Annotated in this window: 26 protein-coding genes and 1 pseudogene; 13 read left to right on the top strand and 14 right to left on the bottom strand. The window is 33.2% G+C overall.

Annotated features, from left to right (window positions below; all coding sequences use genetic code 11):
* Together FWJ34_RS09605 and ndk are read left to right on the top strand one after the other, a co-directional pair.
* Window positions 1-564: RNA-guided endonuclease TnpB family protein (locus tag FWJ34_RS09605; protein ID WP_308255096.1), on the top strand; the 564-nt coding region annotated here is incomplete at its 5' end.
* 178 nt (window positions 565-742) lie between these two features.
* Window positions 743-1,192, top strand: a complete 450-nt coding sequence (gene ndk, locus FWJ34_RS09600) for a nucleoside-diphosphate kinase (protein WP_308255095.1) — start codon at window positions 743-745, stop codon at window positions 1,190-1,192.
* A 55-nt stretch (window positions 1,193-1,247) separates the two neighbouring features.
* On the opposite strand, the gene FWJ34_RS09595 is transcribed toward ndk, so the two are convergent.
* Together FWJ34_RS09595 and FWJ34_RS09590 are read right to left on the bottom strand one after the other, a co-directional pair.
* Window positions 1,248-1,505 (bottom strand): Txe/YoeB family addiction module toxin, encoded by a 258-nt coding sequence (locus tag FWJ34_RS09595; RefSeq protein ID WP_308255094.1) that lies wholly within the window; start codon window positions 1,503-1,505, stop codon window positions 1,248-1,250.
* A complete protein-coding gene (locus FWJ34_RS09590) occupies window positions 1,506-1,760 on the bottom strand; it encodes a type II toxin-antitoxin system Phd/YefM family antitoxin (RefSeq protein ID WP_308255093.1) in 255 nt (84 codons plus the stop codon).
* A 143-nt stretch (window positions 1,761-1,903) separates the two neighbouring features.
* Between FWJ34_RS09590 and FWJ34_RS09585 the strand changes: the two genes are divergently transcribed.
* Window positions 1,904-2,449 (top strand): peroxiredoxin, encoded by a 546-nt coding sequence (locus tag FWJ34_RS09585; protein WP_308255092.1) that lies wholly within the window; start codon window positions 1,904-1,906, stop codon window positions 2,447-2,449.
* A 77-nt stretch (window positions 2,450-2,526) separates the two neighbouring features.
* On the opposite strand, the gene FWJ34_RS09580 is transcribed toward FWJ34_RS09585, so the two are convergent.
* From FWJ34_RS09580 to FWJ34_RS09565, 4 genes are all read right to left on the bottom strand, one after another.
* Window positions 2,527-2,763 carry a hypothetical protein gene (locus FWJ34_RS09580; RefSeq protein WP_308255091.1) on the bottom strand — a complete coding sequence of 79 codons (237 nt, stop codon included), beginning with the start codon at window positions 2,761-2,763 and terminating at the stop codon, window positions 2,527-2,529.
* A gap of 222 nt (window positions 2,764-2,985) precedes the next feature.
* Window positions 2,986-3,831, bottom strand: coding sequence for a DNA-formamidopyrimidine glycosylase (locus FWJ34_RS09575; protein ID WP_308255090.1), 846 nt, complete (start codon window positions 3,829-3,831; stop codon window positions 2,986-2,988).
* Window positions 3,832-3,864: 33 nt separating this feature from the next.
* Window positions 3,865-4,092: a photosystem I reaction center subunit IV gene (locus FWJ34_RS09570; RefSeq protein ID WP_308255089.1), complete on the bottom strand. Its 228-nt coding sequence runs from the start codon at window positions 4,090-4,092 to the stop codon at window positions 3,865-3,867.
* A 95-nt stretch (window positions 4,093-4,187) separates the two neighbouring features.
* Window positions 4,188-4,820: a response regulator transcription factor gene (locus FWJ34_RS09565; RefSeq protein ID WP_308255088.1), complete on the bottom strand. Its 633-nt coding sequence runs from the start codon at window positions 4,818-4,820 to the stop codon at window positions 4,188-4,190.
* A gap of 284 nt (window positions 4,821-5,104) precedes the next feature.
* Here FWJ34_RS09565 and FWJ34_RS09560 point away from each other — a divergent pair, with 284 nt between their 5' ends.
* Together FWJ34_RS09560 and arsJ are read left to right on the top strand one after the other, a co-directional pair.
* Complete coding sequence (locus FWJ34_RS09560; RefSeq protein WP_308255087.1) at window positions 5,105-6,106, top strand: ArsJ-associated glyceraldehyde-3-phosphate dehydrogenase; 1,002 nt, start codon at window positions 5,105-5,107, stop codon at window positions 6,104-6,106.
* A 324-nt stretch (window positions 6,107-6,430) separates the two neighbouring features.
* A complete protein-coding gene (arsJ, locus tag FWJ34_RS09555) occupies window positions 6,431-7,639 on the top strand; it encodes an organoarsenical effux MFS transporter ArsJ (RefSeq protein ID WP_308255086.1) in 1,209 nt (402 codons plus the stop codon).
* On the opposite strand, the gene FWJ34_RS09550 is transcribed toward arsJ, so the two are convergent.
* The gene (locus tag FWJ34_RS09550; RefSeq protein WP_308255099.1) at window positions 7,629-7,955 is read right to left on the bottom strand and encodes a type II toxin-antitoxin system RelE/ParE family toxin; all 327 of its coding nucleotides are present in this window, start codon (window positions 7,953-7,955) and stop codon (window positions 7,629-7,631) included. The two genes, arsJ and FWJ34_RS09550, sit on opposite strands and share 11 nt — an antisense overlap.
* A gap of 13 nt (window positions 7,956-7,968) precedes the next feature.
* Window positions 7,969-8,205: a hypothetical protein gene (locus FWJ34_RS09545; protein ID WP_308255085.1), complete on the bottom strand. Its 237-nt coding sequence runs from the start codon at window positions 8,203-8,205 to the stop codon at window positions 7,969-7,971.
* Between the two features lie 217 nt (window positions 8,206-8,422).
* Here FWJ34_RS09545 and FWJ34_RS09540 point away from each other — a divergent pair, with 217 nt between their 5' ends.
* Window positions 8,423-9,733 carry a flavohemoglobin expression-modulating QEGLA motif protein gene (locus tag FWJ34_RS09540; RefSeq protein ID WP_308255084.1) on the top strand — a complete coding sequence of 437 codons (1,311 nt, stop codon included), beginning with the start codon at window positions 8,423-8,425 and terminating at the stop codon, window positions 9,731-9,733.
* A gap of 141 nt (window positions 9,734-9,874) precedes the next feature.
* Here the strand turns inward: FWJ34_RS09540 and FWJ34_RS09535 are convergent, their stop codons facing one another.
* Window positions 9,875-10,546 carry a hypothetical protein gene (locus FWJ34_RS09535; protein ID WP_308255083.1) on the bottom strand — a complete coding sequence of 224 codons (672 nt, stop codon included), beginning with the start codon at window positions 10,544-10,546 and terminating at the stop codon, window positions 9,875-9,877.
* A 307-nt stretch (window positions 10,547-10,853) separates the two neighbouring features.
* On the bottom strand, window positions 10,854-11,831 hold the full coding sequence (locus FWJ34_RS09530) for a PRC-barrel domain-containing protein (RefSeq protein ID WP_308255082.1): 978 nt from the start codon (window positions 11,829-11,831) through the stop codon (window positions 10,854-10,856).
* A 197-nt stretch (window positions 11,832-12,028) separates the two neighbouring features.
* Here FWJ34_RS09530 and FWJ34_RS09525 point away from each other — a divergent pair, with 197 nt between their 5' ends.
* Window positions 12,029-13,144, top strand: a complete 1,116-nt coding sequence (locus FWJ34_RS09525; protein WP_308255081.1) for an ABC transporter permease — start codon at window positions 12,029-12,031, stop codon at window positions 13,142-13,144.
* A 108-nt stretch (window positions 13,145-13,252) separates the two neighbouring features.
* On the opposite strand, the gene FWJ34_RS09520 is transcribed toward FWJ34_RS09525, so the two are convergent.
* Entirely contained in the window at window positions 13,253-13,918 is a 666-nt protein-coding gene (locus FWJ34_RS09520; protein ID WP_308255080.1) for a HEAT repeat domain-containing protein, read from the bottom strand.
* A gap of 91 nt (window positions 13,919-14,009) precedes the next feature.
* Window positions 14,010-14,894, bottom strand: a complete 885-nt coding sequence (gene rsmH, locus FWJ34_RS09515; RefSeq protein WP_308255098.1) for a 16S rRNA (cytosine(1402)-N(4))-methyltransferase RsmH — start codon at window positions 14,892-14,894, stop codon at window positions 14,010-14,012.
* A 142-nt stretch (window positions 14,895-15,036) separates the two neighbouring features.
* On the opposite strand from rsmH, the gene FWJ34_RS09510 reads away from it, so the two are divergent.
* Window positions 15,037-16,494, top strand: coding sequence for a DASH family cryptochrome (locus FWJ34_RS09510; protein WP_308255079.1), 1,458 nt, complete (start codon window positions 15,037-15,039; stop codon window positions 16,492-16,494).
* Window positions 16,491-16,883 (top strand): response regulator, encoded by a 393-nt coding sequence (locus tag FWJ34_RS09505; protein ID WP_308255078.1) that lies wholly within the window; start codon window positions 16,491-16,493, stop codon window positions 16,881-16,883. The genes FWJ34_RS09510 and FWJ34_RS09505 overlap by 4 nt, the downstream gene beginning before the upstream one ends.
* Window positions 16,884-16,945: 62 nt before the next feature.
* Here the strand turns inward: FWJ34_RS09505 and FWJ34_RS09500 are convergent, their stop codons facing one another.
* Window positions 16,946-17,431, bottom strand: coding sequence for a photosystem I reaction center subunit XI (locus FWJ34_RS09500; protein WP_308255097.1), 486 nt, complete (start codon window positions 17,429-17,431; stop codon window positions 16,946-16,948).
* A gap of 177 nt (window positions 17,432-17,608) precedes the next feature.
* Between FWJ34_RS09500 and FWJ34_RS09495 the strand changes: the two genes are divergently transcribed.
* Entirely contained in the window at window positions 17,609-17,725 is a 117-nt protein-coding gene (locus tag FWJ34_RS09495; protein ID WP_308255077.1) for a photosystem I reaction center subunit VIII, read from the top strand.
* 213 nt (window positions 17,726-17,938) lie between these two features.
* Window positions 17,939-18,556 (top strand): GAF domain-containing protein, encoded by a 618-nt coding sequence (locus FWJ34_RS09490; RefSeq protein WP_308255076.1) that lies wholly within the window; start codon window positions 17,939-17,941, stop codon window positions 18,554-18,556.
* A gap of 176 nt (window positions 18,557-18,732) precedes the next feature.
* On the opposite strand, the gene FWJ34_RS09485 is transcribed toward FWJ34_RS09490, so the two are convergent.
* Window positions 18,733-19,581: a hypothetical protein gene (locus FWJ34_RS09485; RefSeq protein ID WP_308255075.1), complete on the bottom strand. Its 849-nt coding sequence runs from the start codon at window positions 19,579-19,581 to the stop codon at window positions 18,733-18,735.
* Between the two features lie 171 nt (window positions 19,582-19,752).
* On the opposite strand from FWJ34_RS09485, the gene FWJ34_RS09480 reads away from it, so the two are divergent.
* Both FWJ34_RS09480 and FWJ34_RS09475 read left to right on the top strand, forming a co-directional pair.
* Window positions 19,753-20,232, top strand: coding sequence for an NAD(P)H-quinone oxidoreductase subunit N (locus tag FWJ34_RS09480; RefSeq protein ID WP_308255074.1), 480 nt, complete (start codon window positions 19,753-19,755; stop codon window positions 20,230-20,232).
* A gap of 113 nt (window positions 20,233-20,345) precedes the next feature.
* Window positions 20,346-20,754, top strand: a pseudogene (locus FWJ34_RS09475) (hypothetical protein); the annotation flags it as partial.

Raw genomic sequence — 20,754 nt, 5'->3', positions numbered from 1 at the left:
AAATTAGCTAGGAGACAAAAACAGTTAGCTAAAAAGCAAAAAGGCTCTAATAATCGTCAGAAAGCGAGAAAAGCCGTAGCTAAAGTACATGAAAAGATAACCAGATGTAGAGAAGATTTCTTACATAAACTATCACGCAAAATAGTTGACGAAAATCAAGTCATTTGTCTAGAAAATTTAGCAGTAAAAAACATGGTAAAAAACCACAAACTAGCTAAGTCAATTAGTGATTGTGGTTGGGGTCAATTCTGCACTATGCTTAAATATAAGGCGGAATGGGATGGTAAAATTTACCTTGAAGTAGATAGATTTTTCCCTAGCTCTAAAACCTGTAATAACTGCTTACATCAAATAGATAATTTAAGTTTAGATATTAGAGAGTGGCAATGTCAGAACTGTGGAACGATACATGACAGGGATATTAATGCCGCTATCAATATCAGGGATGAAGGTTTGCGTATTTTAAAAGCGGTGGGACACATCGCGATCGCTTCTGGAGAGAGAGTAAGACCGAGTAAAGGTACTGCTTTTACAAGGCATCACTCAGTGAAGGAAGAATCCTAGCCGTTCACGGCGAGGAGTTGTCAATCCCATTATCTTAAAAGAAAATTAGGAATATTTAAATAAAATTGCATCATCAAATTGACAGAAAAATTTTTTAACAAATTTGATCCTAGAAAGTCACACATTAAGTTAATCTTTTTTAGGGAACAAAAAATTAATATTTGTAAAGATAAAAAATATGGAACGTACTTTCTTAATGGTAAAACCCGATGGTGTACAACGTAACCTCGTAGGTGAAGTTATCCAACGCCTAGAAAAAAAAGGCTTTACCCTTGTAGGATTAAAATTATTATCCGTGTCTCGGGAATTAGCTGAGAAGCATTATGATGTACATAAAGAAAGAACCTTTTTCGCTGGTTTAGTCGATTTTATTATTTCTTCTCCGGTAGTAGCAATGGTTTGGCAAGGTGAGGGAGTCGTTGCTTCCGCTCGTAAAATTATTGGGGCAACCGATCCTTTAGCCGCAGAACCGGGTACAATTAGAGGTGATTTTGGTGTTAGTATTGGACGTAACCTCATTCATGGTTCAGATGCTATTGAAACTGCTCAAAGAGAGATTGCTTTATGGTTTAAAGAAGACGAACTTGTTTCATGGGAAAATGTAACAAAACCTTGGTTAATTGAATAATTAATGAGGAATTTGCCTCCTTGCCCCCAACTTTGGGGGAGTAATACTTATCGCACTACTCATAATGTGACCAAATAGAAACAACTTTAATTGTTTTAGTTTCATCATTAACGGAATAGACAAGACGATGTTTAATATTAATTCTTCTTGAATAATAGCCTTTGAGATTACCTGAAAGTTTTTCGTAAGGTAGTTGATAAGGATTAGACTTAAGAATTTGAATCAAATTTTTAATATTGGTTTCTAAATTAGCAGATTTTAGCTTTTTTGTATCTTTAACTACGCTTCGACTAAATTCAATCTTCCAATCCATTTAACTATTTAACTCCCTCAAAAAATCTTCTTCTGATAACCAATCATTAGCTTCCTCGGCTTGTTTTATGGATTCGACTAAATAAGGTATCGATTGTAAATAAATTGTTTCTTGTAAACTTTCCCAATCTTCTTTAGATAACAAAACAGCGTCACCTTTTTTACTGGTAATAATTCTTGGTATATGATCTTTATTCACTTGCTCTACTAAATTAAAAAAATTAGCTCTAGCTGAACTAGCATTAACAATTTCCATAAATACTCATTAGTAATAGTACGATTTATTGTACCATATTTCCTACTTTTTCTTTCTTGTTACGAATAAGGAATTATATCTAAGATACCTATTCTATAATGATCAATTATTAATTATAAAATCAAATAATATAAATTATTAAGATGTTTAAATACTTGGGAAAAATAGCAATTATTTTTAGTATAATCTTTGCTATATCATTTAATTTTCTTACTCCTGTTTTAGCATTAGGAGGACTACAACCTCCCTTAAATAAACCTGCCCCAGAATTTACATTACCCACGAATACAGGAGATGGTGATATTTCTTTGAGGGATTATCGAGGTAAATGGGTAGTTTTATATTTTTATCCTCAAGATTTTACACCCGGATGTACTATTGAAGCAAAAAGATTTCAACAAGATTTACCTAAATATAAAGCCATTAATACAGAAATAATTGGCGTTAGTGTCGATGATGTTAATTCTCATCAAGATTTTTGTGATGAAGAAGGCTTAAAATTTCCCTTATTAGCTGATACTGAAGGTAAAATAAGTAAAAATTATGGCTCATGGTTAAGCGGAAGATCTCTGCGTCATACTTATATTATCAATCCCAATGGTATTTTAGTTGCTCAATTTTTAGGAGTGCGCCCTGCTATTCACTCTCAAGAAATTTTAGCTACTTTAGAGCAATTACAAAAAACTTAATTTAAGATTAAATATCCATGTAGAGAAAACAAAACAACCAACGCCATAACATAATCAATGATTGAGAAAACCAATAATTATTCTTCGTAAACTTTGACAATTTTAGGGGATAATGTAGGAATACGAATACAAAGTAAAGTTAATAATGCTAATATATGTATTGACCAGTGGGCGATCGCTAATACCCAGACTAGGAATACAATAGTCGTAACAATAGCTAACATTAAATGAATTTCTTGGTTCGTACGTTGATATAGAAAGAAACTAATGATGGCGGTTAAGAGTAAGAGGGTTATGAATAAAGGAGTTATCATATAGAGTCACCTCGAAAATCTAGTAGTGTGATTAAGTCAGGTATTAATTATCTGTTTAAGGTAAAAAAGTAATCGATAATAAATAATGTTGAGTTATTTTTAGCTTTGACTATAAGGTAACATCTTTTTCTGTGTTTTATAATTAAATGAGGTACTTTTACTTACATTGTTGCAAAAGTTAATCTTTCTTCATATTTTAAGAAAGAGTTGATCAAAAAGTTTTTAGGAGTCTGCTAGTTTTCTTTGACATTTTGGGCAAAAATGACTCGCCCTTCCACTAATTTTGATTTTCTCAATTAAAGTATCACAAATTCGGCAAGGTTGATTTTTCTGCCCATAAACTAAGGCAATACCGCCATAATTACCATTTACCCCTGTTATTTGCACAAAATCGCTAAAACTTGTGCCTCCAGAGGCGATCGCTTTTTCTAAGACATCGATAATCCCTAATCTCAGGGCTGAAATTTGGGAAAAGGTTAAATCAGAAGCAAAAGTGAGAGGATGAATGTTAGATTGAAAAAGAGCCTCATCTGCGTAAATATTTCCGATACCGGCAACTAGGCTTTGATCAAGTAATATAGTTTTAATGGAGCGACGACTTTTACTTAATCTTGATTGTAGATAAGAGTCAGAAAAATCAGGAGAAAAAGGCTCATATCCTAATTTTTGTAAACCAGTGATAATATTTTCAGGAGATTCATTGTCAGGAAGAAACCAAACTTTACCAAAAGTTCTCGTATCAATAAAGCGTAACTCTTGATTATCAGGGAAAAAGAAACGAATGCGAGTATGCTTATGTAAAGGAGAATCTTGTTGTAACCATAATAATTGACCAGTCATGCGTAAATGAATACAAAGCCAACCATAAGACAAATTTGCTAATAAATATTTACCCCGTCTTTGCCATGAAATAATTTTTTGTGACTTGATACCTTCTGTAAAGATAGTTTCCACAGGAGGATAAGCTAACGTACGAGGCAATAAAACTTCTGCTCCCATAAAAGTGAGTTCGGAGGTTGCCTTATTGAGCCCCCGACACACTGTTTCTACTTCAGGTAATTCAGGCATAAATTAAGCCTTATCAGATAAAATTAAACTAGATTATTTTTTCCCAGGAGCGGAAACTTCTTCTAATTCATGTTCAGCAAAATTGTTAGTGTTAACACCACCAGCACTACCACTAAAACCGTTATAGTTAACTGAATCAAAACGGACAATTACAGGGTAAAGGATACCGCTTTTATCAACACTAGCAACTGTTCCTACGTCTCTATACCAGTAGGATTCTTTGCGTAAAATTTTTACTTTTGAACCACGTTGAATTGCCATAAATTAAATTATTATTCTGAAAATGACCATCAAATAACAGATTACTACTTGTTTGCCCCAATGACATCAATTTTTACTTTAAGTTTTATTAAGTTTCAGTTAATCAGGTTATTTTTTAACCATGAAATCGCCTGAGCTCGATCGCTTAGATTGAGTTTTTGTAAGATAGTATGAATATGAACTCTGACTGTACTTTGAGTGATGTAAAGAATTTTGGCAATATCTTGATTCGTTTTACCTTCTGTCATCAGTTGTAAAATTTCCCTTTCTCGTTGAGTCAGTTGATTTAATGAAGAGGTAGTAGAATGATTAAAAGCTGATTGAATTTCATGGGTAGCGATGGAATCCCACCAAGAAGCACCAGCAATAATAGAGCGAATAGCTAAGATTAAAGTTTCGGCGGGGATACCTTTAAGACAATAACCTTGAATACCCACCTCGATCAAACGATTAATCAAAGAAGGCTCAGAACGAGAAGTAAGGGCTAGAATAGGTAATTTCGGATGATTTGACCTAATTTTTTGACAGGCTTCTAAACCGCTCATACGAGGCAAACCCACATCTAATAAAACTAAATCTAAAGGATGACGGTTAGTCAGATTAACCGCCGTTTCACCGTCTTGTGCTTCAGCTACAATTTGCAAATCCGCTTCTTGTTGTAACCTTACAGAAAGTCCTAATCGAAATAACTCATCATCTTCTACTAAAAGGATTTTTAAGATAGCCATATTTTATTTTTTTATTCGACATGACTATTAATAATAGGCGATCGCCATTAACTGTTTAAAATTTCTGATCAATGAATAATCATCTTAACCGGTTCTTAAACCAATTTTTCTTGTTTTGAAGATAAAATAACATTATTAAAAATAAGTTGTTAGAAAAGAAAAAATCTTAATTATTGATCTGTTTAAACTTTATTGCTAAAAGATTAGAGCATAATTAGGTTTATTTTATATCTTACTCAACAACTTTTATTGTTATATTAACTAATCAAAAAAAGTTTATTTATATGCGTGTAGGTATTAATGGTTTTGGAAGAATTGGTAGATTAGCATTTCGGGCGGGTTGGAGTAATCCTGATATAGAATTTGTCCACATCAATGAAATTAAAGGAGGTGTAGCTACGGCGGCTCATTTATTGGAGTTTGATTCTGTGCATGGGCGTTGGCACAAGTCGATTACCGTTGAAGATAATAAATTTATTCTCGAAGGAAAAACCGTTACTTTTAGTCAACATAGCACACCGCAACAAGTGCCTTGGGTAGATTTAGGAGTAGATTTAGTCATCGAATCTTCAGGTAAATTTCGCACTCCCGACACTTTAAATCCTTATTTTGAGAAGGGTGTGAAAAAAGTTGTCGTTGCTGCCCCAGTGAAAGAAGAAGCTCTTAATATTGTATATGGTGTCAATGATCATCTTTATAACCACGAAAAACATCATCTTCTTACCGCCGCTTCTTGTACTACTAACTGTTTAGCACCTGTGGTGAAAGTTATTCATGAAAGTTTAGGCATTAAACATGGTGTTATCACTACCATTCACGATGTCACAAATACGCAAATTGTTGTCGATGCACCTCATCAGGATTTACGCAGAGCGAGATCTTGTATTCAATCTTTAGTCCCAACTACCACAGGTTCGGCAACGGCGATCGCCATGATTTACCCAGAGTTACAAGGAAAATTAAACGGTATAGCCGTAAGAGTGCCGATGTTAAACGCTTCTTTAACAGATTGTGTGTTTGAAGTTAACCGTAAAACTAGCGTTGAAGAAGTTAATAGTTTATTAAAAAAAGCCTCAGAAGAAGAATTAAAAGGCATTTTAGGTTATGAAGAATTGCCCTTAGTATCTATAGATTACAAAGATGATCCTCGATCAAGTATTGTTGACGCACCCTCCACTATGGTTATTAATGACACTCAGATAAAGATTTTGGCATGGTATGACAACGAATGGGGTTACTCTAACCGTCTTGTGGAGTTAGTCGCCAAAATTAGTCGTTTAACTTAATTGCTTCTGTTTTATCTCGCAAAGGCGCAAAGACGCAAAGAGAAAATTGATAAAAAATTAAGTCTAAGCAAGTGTAATTTATTCCTCATTCTTAATTCTTAATTAGGATGTGCTGAATTAATCAGAAGGCTATAAAAATCAAAGGTTTTGACATAATACATTGCCTCAAAAATCCGCAGTTTTAGCAGGGGGTTTAAACCCCTTGTTTAGTCAAAAACTAGGTAAGTAATATCTGTCGTCAGACTCAAATTCCAACAATAAAAACTATTAAAACTCTTCCCTCTTCCCTACCTTCACGTCACCACTATGAGGCAACCCTTAATTATGGATAAAAATTTACGCAATTATGCCTTAGTAACCTCTGCTTATTGGGGTTACACTATTACCGATGGTGCTTTAAGAATGCTTGTTTTATTACACTTTAATAAACTCGGTTTTTCTCCTATTGAAATCGCTTTTCTATTCTTATTTTATGAAATTTTTGGCATTATTACTAACTTTTTAGGCGGTTGGATTGGCTCACAATTTGGTTTAAGATTAACTCTTTATGGTGGCATTTGTTTACAAATTTTTGCCCTAGTTATGTTAGGAGTAATTAACTTTGAATGGGCGACTTGGTTTCAAGTTTTATATGTCATGACTTCCCAAGCATTTTCAGGAATAGCTAAAGATTTAACTAAAATGAGTTCTAAAAGTGCAGTACGTTTAGTTGTACCAAAAAAGCAAGATTCAAAACTGTTTAAATGGATAGCAATTCTTACCGGTTCAAAAAATGCTTTAAAAGGATTAGGTTTTTTTGTTGGTGCAATATTATTAGATTTTTTTGGTTTTAAAAATGCTTTATTTATTCAAGCCTCAATTTTATTTATTATCTTTTTAAGCGGTCGATTTCTCCCCAAAAATTTAGGTAAAATTAAGGCAAAAATTAAATTTAAACAATTATTTTCTAAGAGTAAAGCTATTAATATTTTATCCTTAGCTCGATTTTTCTTATTCGGTGCAAGGGCTATTTGGTTTGTGGTTGCCTTACCTGTCTTTTTACGCACCAATTTAGGTTGGAGTTTTATTCAAGTCGGCACTTATATGGCTTGTTGGGTTATCGGTTACGGCATAATTCAGTCTTTTTCGCCAACAATTTTACGTCAAAATCAGGCAGGAAAAGCACCCCAAGCACGCACTATCCAAATTTGGACTTCTATTTTAACTATCATACCAGTAGCGATCGCCATTGCCTTTATGGCAGGATTAAATCCGCAAATCGTGATTACACTAGGATTAATTTTCTTTGGTATTATTTTTGCCTTCAATTCTGCGGTGCATTCTTACTTAGTGTTAGCCTATACAGAAGATGATGACGTTGCTTTAAATGTTGGTTTTTATTACATGGCAAACTCAGGAGGACGCTTATTAGGCACAATTACATCCGGCATCGTCTTTCAATGGGGTGGAATAGAAGCCTGTTTATGGATTTCTAGCTTTTTAGTCTTGATTGCGGCATTAGTATCATTTAAGTTACCACCTATTACTGAGTGACAGTATTTTTAATTATTTCTTCTATTTCGGAGGCGGTAATATTAACTTGATCTGACTTAGGATAGATGAATAATAATAATATAATTTGATTAGAAACTACTTGATATATTATCCGATAACCGCCGCTTTTACCAGTGGGAATATCGCTATTTTTTGCCCTGACTTTAAATACTGTTTGCTTAACTCCTATAATCTGATTTCCGATAAAGTTGTCTTTTTGTAACTCGTCAAGAATAGGTTGAATATCTTTTTTGATTTGTCGATAACGTTTCGCTAGTTGTTTTAGCTGACGTTTGAAAAAAGCAGTAAAGCGAATTTATGACATTTTTTTATTCTATACCTTCCCAAAGTTGTTCTAGGGGAAAGGTTTTACCTTTTTGAGCATCTAATAAACTTTGTTTAAATTCGGTGATTAATTCAGCTTTAATATCGTTATCAGGGGTTATTTCTTGACTAAGTAATTGAATGATATTTTCCCACATTCCCAATGGTATTAAAACATCAGTTTTTTTTCCTTCTTCGTTAGTCAAATACCGTACCTTATTTTTTAATATGTCCATATTCATAATCTTTTAAAGATATATAGCAATCCTAAATCATTTATGAATAATTAAAGATTAAAAAATGTAAATCTTATCATACTACTTTACCTGATCACTTATAGCTAATTTTTCTCCCCTAGCTAATATTTTGTAATTTAGGTGATAGTTTAATTCAGTTCATGGCAGTCAAAAACAAGAAGCAGTAAGATAATAATAAATATTTTGCTATCAACTAACAATCATGAGCGATTTATACACCGAAAAAGAACAAGAAAGAATTTGTTTTGTAGCTACTTTATTACAAAAAGCCAATAAGCAGATTCGTATTCTCAAGACTATTAGTTGGAATCCAGAAGTTAAAGAAGATTTTTTTACAAATCAAGCCCAAAAACTGCCAGAAGTTGACTATATCCCCTTTAATCCTGATCCTGTTATTGATATTATTAGAGAAGCTCGGAAAAATATATTCCCTCAAAGTTCAAAGGTTGACTTTTGGTTGGAGTGTCAAGCTGATGCTATTGAAAAAGCGGCAAGAATGTTAGCTAATGTCGGTAAATCCACCTTTTTTTCCTTCAGTCGTCTCGCTTATGGTGAACCTACCGCACCTTTACGTTATGATGATAAAACACCCTTACAATTAGCTCAAAGTATTAAAGATAATGTTGAACGCTTAAATGAGCTTCAATTTGTAATTAATTCGCCCACAATTTATTCCGCCGAAGAGATTGCCCAGAAAATCGATTACGTCATTAAACCTCACTTTGGAGAAGATGCCCCAGAAGTTGTAATTTTAGATCAACTTTCCGCTAATGCTTTAGCTACTTCCAAACAAATTCGTCTTCGTCGAGATGCTAAATTTACAGATCGAGATTGTATCCAATTGATTAATCATGAAGGTTTTATCCATGTTTTAACCTCTATTAATGGTAAAAAACAAGATAAATTACCCATTTTAAGTGAAGGACATATTGGCACAACTCGTACTCAAGAAGGATTAGCTGTATTTGCAGAAGTTATTAGCGGTAGCATGGAACTAAATCGCTTTCAAAGATTAGCAGATCGAGTTTTTGCCATTCAAATGGCTATCGATGGTGCCGACTTTATAGAAGTATATCAATATTTTCTCGAACGAACAGGAGGAAAAGAAGATCAATCCTTTGAAAGTGCCAGAAGAGTTTTCCGTGGCGGAGTTATCACTGGAGGCGCACCTTTTACAAAAGATGTGGTGTATTTATTAGGTTTATTAACCGTTAGTAGTGCTATTAATGCTATGTTTTCCGCCGGAAGAGCTGATTGTTTAAGATTACTGTTTTGTGGCAAATTAGATATAATGGACTTACCCGCATTAGCAGAATTAACAGAGTTAGGATTGTGTAAGTTACCCCAATATCTCCCCCCTTGGATTATTGATCCTCGTTCTTTGTTAGCATTATTAACCTATTCTACTTTTATGAGTAAAATTGATTTAGATACTGCTACTCAAGTAGCTAATAGATTGCTACAGGATACACCCATTATTAATTGTTCCTTAAATTTAGCAACTCCCCATTAGGGTTTACTCAACTAATCAGAAGGCTGTAAAAAAATCAAGGGTTTTGACATAATATATTGCTCGAAGAATTTAGAATGAAGAAATTGAGTATTGTTGCCTATTGCAAGAGTGCCCATTCCTTTCCCTCACCAAAATACTTTTTCAGCAACCCTTAATTAAACAATGCCAATGGTGAGCAAATAAATCCGGTTTTTGAACATTTATAGAGGCAATAGCAGGGGTAGCAGGAAAGGGCCAAAGGCGATCGAAAATGATATTATGGTCTAAAATCCGAAATTGTAAAAGATAAACAGAAGGAATAGCTTGAATAGATTTAAGTAACTCTTTTGCCAAAGTATATAAAGAAAGATCAATTTCTGAAGGTAAATCATAGGGTTGTTGATAATAATTGGGTAAAATTCCTTCACTAATAATCTCACCATACATTAACTTTTCAGAAGTAAAAATAATCGGCAACCATAAATCTCCAAGCCATAAATTATCTTTACTTACTTTATAGTCGAAATGTTGTTGTACCCATTTTCTTCTTTTTTCTACATCTCGACAGGCAAAATAAATTTGTTGAGCAGGAAAATTAAACCAATCTGGTAACTTAATGGTTAAAGGACAATAAATAGTATCTTGATTGGAGTCTGATATGTGTAGTGATTTTGACCATAAATCCGCACCACTAACGATATTTATTTGATGGCATGGATCTGATTCTATAATACTTTTGCTCAACGCTGAAGCCATCCTTTCTGCCACTGGTGAAGTTGGGCTAATTTTACCGTTATCCACTGGCGCATTGACAATAATAATAACTTTTGACATTCTCTAACGGGTGAAGTTCTTATTCTATTATTGCAGTTTAAGCTATTTATTTATATTGAATTATTGTGAATTATCCATCTTAACATTTCTATTTACTGAGATTTTCTTCTACTTTTGTCAATGGGTAAGTTCTAACATTATACGAATATGAGAGAAATATAGGTTTTGATTTCTTAGGTTTTAATATTAGACAATATGAAGTAGGTAAAACACACACTGGAAAAACATCAAAGAGAACGAGGAATGAGAAATGAAAAATTAGAAATTATGGCACCAGATCTTATAATTCCTAATTCCTCATTGTCAATTACTTTTCATATTCAGGGATTCTTTGTTTTTGAGGAATATTTACTTTTTGTGGACGATAATCAGACTCTACATCATCATCCCACATATTTTCTGTCAAAGAATCGTTGTCATAATCCCGTTTATTGGCAGAATCATAATTACTGGATTGATAACGGGGTACAGGTTCTCTTTCTACCACACTTTCATCCCAATTATTTTCTTCTACATTCTCGTCATATTCATCATAACTGATCGATTGTGCTTGACGACGTAGTGGAGGTGCTTTTACCGGTCTTGTTTCTTCCCATTCATCCTCATTCCAGTTTTCTTGTGTTACCACAGGACGATTACGCACAGTTTGTACTACTGGTTTTAGAGGTACTCCCGTTGGCAATTGATTTTCAGGGGGAGTAGTAGGAGCATAATACATTTCTTCGTCTTCTTTTTCCCAAATCGGTCTGCCGATGCCTAATCGTTCTAATATACCTACAGTAAGCTGAGTTAACCGTTCTTCCGCTCCTTCAAATACGATAATTCTATTTGGTCCACTACTGACAATTTCATCAACGGATAATTCATAAGTACTGATTAATTGTTCAGGAATCTGAGGATAACCAATAGCTGCTATGGTTAAAGAAAAAACTTGACCATCTACTAAGTTAAATTGAAAATCTCTGACTTTACCCAGTGGTTCACCTGTTTCTGTTACCACTTCACAATTAATTAGAGAACTGTAAATATCTATTTCGACATCTTCAATTACGTCCTCATTTTCGACTAAAATAACATCTCCTGTTTGAATCACAGTGTTGAGGTACATATATTTAGGAATACCTGACATCGCTAAACGATTATCTCTTAATCCTAAAGCTACTACTTCTCGACGATCAATATCAACTAATACTTCTCTTACTACTCCAAGTCGTTTTCCTGTACTTCGTGTTATCACCTGAGTGTTTAAAAACTCATTGCGTAAACGATTATCTGCATTTGTCATAATAGTTTATTGATAAAGGGAATTTAATTTAATTGAGATAGTTTAATTAATTTACTCTTAGTTTCTTTCTCGATAATAACTCAAAATATTGATTTTTAGGTCGAGTTTTAGTCATGTTACTATAAAGTTTTTCTAAAAAGGATCATCTTAACACAGTAATATAGTCAAGATCAACTTTTATCATCATCTTTAAATCTATGAATTGGTGGCGTAAACTCAATCAAAAACCTTTGGCAAAATTAGGTGCTATTACACTAATATTTTTTTATCTTATGGTGATAGGAGCGGATTTTATTGCACCTTATAATCCTTATTCTGCTCAAGAAAATGGTTCTTTATTGCCACCTACTACTATTTATTGGCGTAATTCTCAACAGCAATTTATTGGTCCTCATGTTTATCCTACCACTCAAGGGAAAACTGATGTAGAAACAGGCGATCGCTTATTAGAAATAGACTATACAAAACCATCACCAATACGCTTATTTGTCCAAGGTGAACCTTATCAATTTTTTAAGATAAAATTACCTTTACCGCCTAAATTTGAAGAAATAGAAATATTTTCAGGTTTTAAATTAAATAGACATTTATTTGGCACGGTGGGAGAAGGGAAAATTAACCTTTTAGGCACAGATGAACAAGGAAGAGATCAACTAAGTCGATTATTATATGGTGGCAGAATTAGCCTTTTTATTGGTTTAATTGGCATTGTAATTTCTTTTCCATTAGGTATGATAATTGGCGGAATTGCCGGTTATTATGGAGGCATTTTAGACAATATTTTAATGCGACTAGTAGAAGTTTTAATGACTATTCCGGGCATTTATTTATTAGTAGCATTAGCTGCGGTTTTACCCCCTAGTTTAAGCAGTGCCCAACGATTTTTATTAATTATTTTAATTACTTCTTTAATTGGTTGGTCAGGTTTAGCTAGAGTCATTAGAGGACAGGTTTTAACCATAAAAGAACAAGAATTCGTACAATCTGCTAAGGCCATCGGAGCAAACTCTTGGCAAATTATTATCAAGCATATTCTACCGCAAACAGCGACTTATATTATCATTTCAGCAACCTTATCTATTCCTAGTTTTATTATCGCTGAATCAGTATTAAGTTTAATTGGTTTAGGTATTCAACAACCAGATCCAAGTTGGGGTAATTTACTGTCATTAGCAACCAACGCATCTGTATTAGTTTTACAACCTTGGTTAATTTTCCCCCCAGCAATTTTAATTATTTTGACAGTTTTATCATTTAATTTATTAGGAGATGGTTTAAGAGATGCTCTCGATCCCAAAACCGTTAATAATTAGAATAACTGTAGGGTGGGCAATGCCCACAAAATTATTAAAAAGAATATTATTATATATAACCATATAATTGCCGATATTCTTATCCATTATTAATAGCTAATTCCTAAGTTAATTATTAATTCGTTCCAAAGAATAACTAGCTGCTTGGGATACTTGAGAGTTAGCATCTTTGGCTAAAAATTTTAGGGCAGAAATGCTTTTTTCTGTGTTAAAATTACCCAATGATTCCGCTAGTCTTTGACGAATTAACCAGTCATCAGATTGTGCAAAAACTAATATTTCTTCTATAGAATCTTCGGCTTTTATTTCTCCTAATGCTGAAATTGCCGCTTGTTGTAAAACTGTTTCATCACTATGTAAAGCCTCTAATAATACTTGTTTTGCCCGAATATCTCCTAAATTACCCAAAGAAACTGCCGCACTAAATCTTACTAACCATTCTGTATCTTCATAGAAAGCCCTTACTAAAGCCTCAAAAGCACGAATATCTCGTAAATAACCTAACGCCCCTGCTGCATCTGCACGAATCCCATAATCGGGATCTGTTTCTAATAATTTTACTAAAATCGGCATACATTCATCTGTTTTTTTTACGCCCAAAGCAAATATTGCCATTGAACGCACAGGTAGCATTTCATCATTCAAAACTTTCTTAATTAAAGGCACAGCATCTTGGGCTTCTACTTCTTTTAAGGATGCTAAAGCTAATAATCTATCTTTAGAATTACTACTTTCTAACCGACTAGATATTTGTGCTAAGTCAAAGTTACTCATATTTTTCTCAACATTTCTTTACAATTCTCATTATAGGCGATTAACTTATTTAATTGATGAAACACTGGTTTTTGCATCAAGAGGGTAGAGGTTAAAAAATATTCAACCCACACAGTTGAATAACTCTTAATTTAGCTGATCGAGATCGAGGATTTGACCTTTGTTCTTCTATACTAGGTATAATCGGTTTTTTTGTAATGATTTTGAGGCTAGAATTATCTCGAAATTGATTTTTAACGATACGATCTTCCAAACTATGAAAACTTATTACCCCAATTCTTCCTTCTGGTTTTAACCAAGTGGGTGCTATTTGTAAAAATTTTTCTAAGGATTTTAACTCTTCATTAACTTTGATTCTTAACGCCTGAAAAGTGCGAGTTGCAGGATGTATTTTTCCATGACGATATTTATTTGGCACACAAGATGCGATCGCCTCAGCCAATTCAAGGGTAGTGGAAAAAGGGCGTTTTTCAATAATAGTTTTCGCAATACGCCGAGATAACCTTTCCTCTCCATAAAGATAGATTAAATCAGCGAGAGGTTTTTCCGGCCAACGATTAACAATATCTTTCGCCATCAATGATTGACTGGTATCCATACGCATATCTAAATTACCGTCATGACGAAAACTAAAACCTCTTTCCCCTTGATCTAATTGGGGTGAACTGACTCCAAGATCAGCTATAATACCATCAAATCGTATATTTAAAGGTTGATAATCGGCAAAATTTCCTTGCCAAAAATCAAGTCTGTCACCATAATCTTTTAAATTTTCTTGGACAAAATTAATGGCTTGAATATCTCTATCGATGGCTGTAACTTTCACCGTATTATTATGAGATAAAATTAGATTTGTGTGTCCACCACCACCTAAAGTAGCATCTAAATAATGACCATTATTAACAATATTCAAATACTCGATAATTTCCTGTGGTAAAACAGATTGGTGAAAAAAATCTAGTTGTTTTTCTGACATATAATAATCACTAAAATAACAGTTATATTGTTCAAAATAAATATTAAGAATATTTACCAAAAATAATCTAAGTTTACTTAATTTTAACTTGAACTAAAATAATTGCTATAAATTATACCATAAAAGCAAAATAAGAAAAAAAATGACCAAAGTTTTAGTCTGGTTTCGGAATGATTTAAGGATTCATGATCAACAAATTTTAATTACCGCCATTGAGCAAAATCCTGACGTAATAATACCTATTTATTGCTTTGATGATCGACAATTTCAAAGGACTTCTTTTGGTTTTCCTAAAACTGGTAAATTTAGAGCAAAATTTTTATTAGAAACCCTCATAGATTTAAGAATATCTTTACAAAAACTAAATAGTAATTTAATTATTAGAAAAGGTATCCCTGAAGAAATTATTTCAGAGATTGCGATCAAATATAAAATAGATTTAGTTTGTTTTTCCCAAGAAGCTACCGCCGAAGAAATTACCGTTGAAAAGGAGTTAACTAAAAAACTCAATAAGGCAAAAATAAAAGTAAAATCTGTCTGGCAATCAACTTTATATCATCCTGATGAGTTACCATGCAACATAGCAAATATTCCTGATTTATTTACTAACTTTCGCAAACAAATAGAACAAAAAAGTAAAGTTTATTCTTGCTTAAAAACTCCGAATAAATTACCACCAATTCCTGACATCAACATCGGTAAAATTCCTACTTTACAAGACTTAAATTTACCCCATTATCAATTCAATCCAAAATCAGCTTTCCTATTTGAAGGAGGAGAAACAAAAGCCCTAGAGAGACTAAACTATTATTTTTGGCAAAAAGACTGTCTTAAAGATTATAAAAAAACTCGTAATGGAATGTTAGGCAGTGATTATTCTTCTAAGTTTTCTACTTGGTTAGCGATAGGGAGTCGTTCTCCTCGTTATATCTATCAACAAGTACAAAAATATGAAGAAGAAAGAATTAAAAATGAATCTACTTATTGGCTAATTTTTGAATTATTATGGCGAGATTTTTTCCGTTTTACGGCGATTAAATATGGTAATAAAATTTTTTATCCATCTGGGTTGCAAAATATTTCCCTTCCTTGGCAAAAAAATTGGTCAATATTTGAAGCATGGTGCGAGGGACAAACAGGCTACCCTTTAATTGATGCTAATATGAGAGAATTAAAAACTACCGGCTTTATGTCAAACAGAGGAAGGCAAAATGTAGCTAGTTTTTTAACTAAAAATTTAGGTATCTATTGGCAAATGGGCGCCGAATGGTTTGAGTCTTTGTTAATCGATTATGATGTTTGTAGCAACTGGGGAAATTGGAATTATACCGCCGGAATTGGCAATGATGCCCGAGGTTTTCGTTACTTTAATACTATCAAACAATCCAAAGATTATGACTATCACGGCAATTATTTACGTCATTGGTTGCCAGAAATTGCCCCTATCAAAGGAGAGAAAATTCATCAACCTTGGCAATTATTAGCCCCAGAACAGAAACAACTTAATATACAATTAGGAGTAAACTATCCTTATCCGATAGTAGATTTTTTTGAATCCCTTAAACATAATGAAAAAACCTATCTAAATCATACTTCATGAATAAAGTGTTAATTGTAGAAGATGATCCTATTAATATGAAGGTTTTTGCCAAAATTCTCACTAAACGGGGTGGAATGGAGGTAAAAGGCACAGAAAACGTTGATGAAGTTATCGCTATAGCTCAATCAGGTAACGTTAATATTATTTTAATGGATGTCTCTTTAGGTAATAGTTATTATCAAGGAAAACCCGTAGATGGTATCAAAATAACTCAATTATTAAAAGCTGATGAAAAAACCAAAAATATTCCTGTTATTCTTGTAACTGCTCATGCTATGCAAGGAGATAAAGAGAATTTATTAGAGGAAAGTGGTGCTGACGCTTACATCTCAAAACCTATTGTTGATCATCAAAATTTCGTTAATACGATTAAAGCGATAATTAACTGAATATTATAGAAAAAGGTGAGCATTGCCCACCCTGATTATTGTTAATTATTAATTGTCATGGATTATGATGACCAAACACCACTAGCCACTTCAATTAAAGGTTTTAAGTGGGGAGTTTGACATAAAAAGAATGCAAAAAACGCACCGGCTGCCGCACCTAATAAAAATCCCCCAGCAAATTCGCTCCAACCTTCTTTTGTCGCTAAATCTAGGGGAACGTTTGGAGTGGTTAAAGTTTCAGTAGGTTTACTAACTCCTACTGCACCATAGATAGATAAAGCAATGGTGAGGATAGAAACTAAACCAATAGTTGCTAATAAACCAGCAGTGGGTCCATACTCTGTTAAACGAAGAGGTCCTAATACGGCAAAAGGCCCATATAATAAATAACCATGAGCCATACCAATTTCTAATCCTCGACGATTAGCCGACAAACCTTGACGGTAAGCAGGAAGGGCGTTGATAAAGGTTTTAGTAAAAGCAGATCCATTTACTGGAGTAGAGAGATTTCCTACTTGTGGATCGCCACCAGAATTAACTACATCAATACTCATTGACTTTAAATTTTTGATCAAATAATTGACTAATAGTAGGTTACTTTAACTCGATCTGAGTAATTGAAGATTTTTTTGTTAAGAATCTTTATATTTGATCCTTTTTCGTCAAAGTTCGCTGTAATATCCATTTAGGTTAATTTTATTTTTTAGTATAGGAACATATCAATCATGATTGCAACATTTGCAGCTTCTTTTTTGCCTAGTATTTTTGTCCCCGCTGTTGGTTTAGTTTTTCCTGCCATCGTCTTTGGATTATTATTTTTACAAGTAGAAAGCGAAGCCTAATTTAATTCCCTAGGGAATGAGGAATGAGGAATTAAGAATGAGAAATTAAGAATGAGAAATTAAGAATAAGGAATTAAGAATTAACAAAACGACTTTCGTAATTGTACTTTTTGCTAGGAATCAGACAATTTAATTTATTTGATATATGAAAAAATGAGCTAAAACAATAAATAGCCTAGTTTAAAATATTTTGAATATATTGATAATTTATTTATGAATCTTCCTACTCCACAATCTTTACAAGCCTTAGAATTAGAGATTGCTTCCTTAAAAAATAACATTGCTGATTTAAGTAAATATAAATTAGCCATGGAAGCCCAAGAAAAATTATTTCGCTCTATTTTAATGATGAGCAATGTTTCAACAGGTAAACTGATGTTACGCTCTATTTTACTTGAAATCACCGAAGTAACTAGAGAATTAACTAAGGCAGAAGATGCCAGTTTATTTATGTTAAATGGTAAAGGAGTTATTACTGAAAGTATTTTAGCTCGTGGTCCGACTATGCGAGAAGAAAAAGATTTTTTAATTGGAGAAGTTTTAGATAAAGGTTTAGGTGGTTGGGTTGCCCGTTATCGTCGTATAGCTATCATTACAAATACCGATGAAGATAATCGTTGGTTAAATTTTTCTAATCAACCTTATCAAGTTGGTTCGGCTTTGTGTGTTCCTTTTTTGCGTGGTAGTCTCTTATTGGGTATTCTCACTTTAACTCATCCTCAATTTAATCATTTTACTAAAGATATGGCAGATTTTATGAATATGTATTCTCCGGCTATTGCGATCGCCTTAGACTATGCTAGATTACAGTTAACCCTCAACAATGATTAATAAACTTCGGCAATAAGTTAGGCAATAGGCAATGGGCAATAGGCAATGGCTAAATTCTAAATTCTAATTGTCTCATCTTCATCATTTTTCTTGTGTCTGAAACTAGGAGTAGCAGTCACCGAACTTTTCCTCTCCTTGTCAGAAAACGGCGGGGCTGGTTCGATATTAAAGTAATTTTAACAAGGTGATAACTGCCAATCGTCACCACGGGTTAAGCGGATTTGAGCTAAAGTAAAAATTACTGGTATAATTCTACTATAATTAGTGGCGATCGCCCTCCAACCTAAATCAGCGAGGAAACATCCCCATAATACAGGACCTAAAAAAGTAAAAAAGCTTCTTACAGCCGTATATCTAGCAGTACTCATTATCATACCCCGTTTAGCCATTTGTAAAGCAAGATGACTTTGTAATTCGGTAGCTGTAGCGATGCCACCTTTGATAAGAGTGGTTTTAGCAACTTGATAGGTAGCGAAGTGCAATGCAAATTGTTGGGCAATTTTTTGTAATAACCAAGGTTTTAAAATAGAACTGACAGCGACAACAGTGCTTCCTTGTAGTAAAATTTTAATAGGATCATGTTGTAAACTAACAGGTAAAGGTTCAGGGTTGCTATGATCAGCTAAAGAGTTAATTACCTTATGTTTAAGGGATTTTTGTTCTACAGGGGGTAATTTATGCCATGCTTTTTGTAATAAATTTAAGAAAATTTCACTTTCAATCTCGATAGTCGTCATTTGTTGAGAATAGGGAATTTTGAGATAACGGCATACTTGAATCAAAATATCTCGATAAGAAACTTTTTCTGTTTGACGACGCAATACAGTTACACCATCGGCCGCTAAAAAACGAAATCGCTTTTCAATGCTATCTAACCATCCTTGCCAATCCAAACTTTGGACATCTAAAGGCTCTGGTGTCTGTAAGTAATCAATAGGATTAAATTTTCGACAAAAAAGAATTTGAGTAACTTGTTGCAATTCTTCCTCAGTGGCTAATTCTAACACAGCCCTTAATTCATTCATTATTTTTACCCCTAATCACACACAACTTAATTAACTTATCTCATTATAGAAATTTTTACTAATTATTAAAGTATTTTAATTGATCAAGTCATTATAATTAGATCAAATAAACACTTGCCCTATTATAATCAAGAAAATTAAAATAAATATAATTAGTAACCACAAAAAATTATGCCATTATTAACCACAGGAAAAAGTTTTATCCGAGATTTAGAAAAATCAGGCATTTTAGCGGTATATGCACCTCTTGAGGGTGGTTTTGAAGGACGTTATCAAAGAAGATTGAGAACTTCAGGTTATAATACTATCAATTTTTCTGCTAGGGGATTGGGTGATTTAAGCTCGTATTTAATGGAAACTCATGGTGTACGCCCAGCTCATTTAGGTAAGAAAAATATTGGTCAAGAAGGTGCAGTTGGCCCTACTTATTTTGTACTACCAATCGCTATTTCTCAACTAGAAAATTTACCTTCTTCTTCTAAAGGTTTAGTGTTATGGATTATTGAAGGTTTTGTTCTTTCTAACCAAGAAAAACAGTATTTAATTAGTTTAACAAAACAACAGCCAAAAATTAAAATAGTTTTGGAATTAGGCGGAGAAAGATATTTTCGTTGGCAACCCCTAGAGTCAATGTTAAATATAGCTGCTTAGTTTATTCTTGGGGTAGAATATAGGAATTTTATTCCGTAGTTTGTTAATAACTTTTCTGCCCTAATTTTATAAAATAATGTTATAATTAATTTTTTATATACCTAACTTTAGCTATGGGTAATATAGATAACTTTTTTGCTCAAATTGAAAATGAATATCAAAATAAAAAGCAACAAAAAAATACTGTTAAAAATGCTATTAATGGTTATCATCGGCTAATGAATAATAAAGAAAATAATAGTATAGATTCTTTTTTATCTGAGGTACAAATTTCTAAACAATCCCAGAGGCCTCAAGAAAAAAATTATGATTTATTATCAGATATTGAAGCCAAATTTCAACAACAAAAATCCACTTCATCTCAAAAAACTAACTCTCAACCTGATTTATTGTCCGATATTGAAGCCAAATTTCAACAACAAAAATCCACTTCATCCCAAAAAACTAACTCTCAACCTGATTTATTGTCCGATATTGAAGCCAAATTTCAACAACAAAAATCCACTTCATCCCAAAAAACTA

The organism is Geminocystis sp. GBBB08 (assembly GCF_016743215.1).
In the GTDB taxonomy this organism is placed as follows: domain Bacteria; phylum Cyanobacteriota; class Cyanobacteriia; order Cyanobacteriales; family Cyanobacteriaceae; genus Geminocystis.
Note: the sequence above shows the minus strand (reverse complement) of the source record. Positions and strands in the feature narration are given on the sequence as shown.

Excerpts from the sequence above, each read along its gene's own strand:
- FWJ34_RS09535 (WP_308255083.1), bottom strand. The coding sequence starts at position 10,546 with ATGTCAAAAGTTATTATTATTGTCAATGCGCCAGTGGATAACGGTAAA.
- ndk (WP_308255095.1), top strand. The coding sequence starts at position 743 with ATGGAACGTACTTTCTTAATGGTAAAACCCGATGGTGTACAACGTAAC.
- FWJ34_RS09510 (WP_308255079.1), top strand. The coding sequence starts at position 15,037 with ATGACCAAAGTTTTAGTCTGGTTTCGGAATGATTTAAGGATTCATGAT.
- arsJ (WP_308255086.1), top strand. The coding sequence starts at position 6,431 with ATGGATAAAAATTTACGCAATTATGCCTTAGTAACCTCTGCTTATTGG.
- FWJ34_RS09520 (WP_308255080.1), bottom strand. The coding sequence starts at position 13,918 with ATGAGTAACTTTGACTTAGCACAAATATCTAGTCGGTTAGAAAGTAGT.
- FWJ34_RS09560 (WP_308255087.1), top strand. The coding sequence starts at position 5,105 with ATGCGTGTAGGTATTAATGGTTTTGGAAGAATTGGTAGATTAGCATTT.
- FWJ34_RS09570 (WP_308255089.1), bottom strand. The coding sequence starts at position 4,092 with ATGGCAATTCAACGTGGTTCAAAAGTAAAAATTTTACGCAAAGAATCC.
- FWJ34_RS09485 (WP_308255075.1), bottom strand. The coding sequence starts at position 19,581 with ATGAATGAATTAAGGGCTGTGTTAGAATTAGCCACTGAGGAAGAATTG.
- FWJ34_RS09530 (WP_308255082.1), bottom strand. The coding sequence starts at position 11,831 with ATGACAAATGCAGATAATCGTTTACGCAATGAGTTTTTAAACACTCAG.
- FWJ34_RS09575 (WP_308255090.1), bottom strand. The coding sequence starts at position 3,831 with ATGCCTGAATTACCTGAAGTAGAAACAGTGTGTCGGGGGCTCAATAAG.
- FWJ34_RS09545 (WP_308255085.1), bottom strand. The coding sequence starts at position 8,205 with ATGAATATGGACATATTAAAAAATAAGGTACGGTATTTGACTAACGAA.
- FWJ34_RS09595 (WP_308255094.1), bottom strand. The coding sequence starts at position 1,505 with ATGGATTGGAAGATTGAATTTAGTCGAAGCGTAGTTAAAGATACAAAA.
- FWJ34_RS09505 (WP_308255078.1), top strand. The coding sequence starts at position 16,491 with ATGAATAAAGTGTTAATTGTAGAAGATGATCCTATTAATATGAAGGTT.
- FWJ34_RS09565 (WP_308255088.1), bottom strand. The coding sequence starts at position 4,820 with ATGGCTATCTTAAAAATCCTTTTAGTAGAAGATGATGAGTTATTTCGA.
- rsmH (WP_308255098.1), bottom strand. The coding sequence starts at position 14,894 with ATGTCAGAAAAACAACTAGATTTTTTTCACCAATCTGTTTTACCACAG.
- FWJ34_RS09490 (WP_308255076.1), top strand. The coding sequence starts at position 17,939 with ATGAATCTTCCTACTCCACAATCTTTACAAGCCTTAGAATTAGAGATT.
- FWJ34_RS09480 (WP_308255074.1), top strand. The coding sequence starts at position 19,753 with ATGCCATTATTAACCACAGGAAAAAGTTTTATCCGAGATTTAGAAAAA.
- FWJ34_RS09495 (WP_308255077.1), top strand. The coding sequence starts at position 17,609 with ATGATTGCAACATTTGCAGCTTCTTTTTTGCCTAGTATTTTTGTCCCC.
- FWJ34_RS09580 (WP_308255091.1), bottom strand. The coding sequence starts at position 2,763 with ATGATAACTCCTTTATTCATAACCCTCTTACTCTTAACCGCCATCATT.
- FWJ34_RS09585 (WP_308255092.1), top strand. The coding sequence starts at position 1,904 with ATGTTTAAATACTTGGGAAAAATAGCAATTATTTTTAGTATAATCTTT.
- FWJ34_RS09540 (WP_308255084.1), top strand. The coding sequence starts at position 8,423 with ATGAGCGATTTATACACCGAAAAAGAACAAGAAAGAATTTGTTTTGTA.
- FWJ34_RS09590 (WP_308255093.1), bottom strand. The coding sequence starts at position 1,760 with ATGGAAATTGTTAATGCTAGTTCAGCTAGAGCTAATTTTTTTAATTTA.
- FWJ34_RS09525 (WP_308255081.1), top strand. The coding sequence starts at position 12,029 with ATGAATTGGTGGCGTAAACTCAATCAAAAACCTTTGGCAAAATTAGGT.